The organism is Halomonas sp. ND22Bw (assembly GCF_003011945.1).
Classification (GTDB): Bacteria; Pseudomonadota; Gammaproteobacteria; order Pseudomonadales; family Halomonadaceae; genus Halomonas; species Halomonas halophila.
In genome coordinates, this window is the sequence record NZ_PXWD01001228.1 from 1 (window position 1) to 258 (window position 258).

Annotated in this window: 1 pseudogene; it reads left to right on the forward strand. The window is 66.7% G+C overall.

The window, feature by feature from the left end:
• Nucleotides 1–157: 157 nt before the first annotated feature.
• Nucleotides 158–258: pseudogene (locus tag CVH10_RS22090) on the forward strand (IS630 family transposase); the annotation flags it as partial.

Here is a 258-nt window from a genome sequence, read left to right on the forward strand (position 1 = left end):
CGGCGAGGTGATCCTGAAGGCGGAAAACCCGGCCTATCCCGACATCGCGGTGCCGGAGGAGGCGGAGTTTCAGGTCTGGGGCGTGGTCACCGGCTCGTCGCGCGTGTTTTAGAGGCGATGATCCGCGCATGCCCGGCCTCGTCGCCCTGGTCGACTGCAGCTCAAGGTGAGGCTGCGCGAGGCCGCAGAGCGCACGCGCGAGGGATTGTGGTCTGCTATCGGACGCCTCATCGACACCGTCACACCCGATGAATGCGC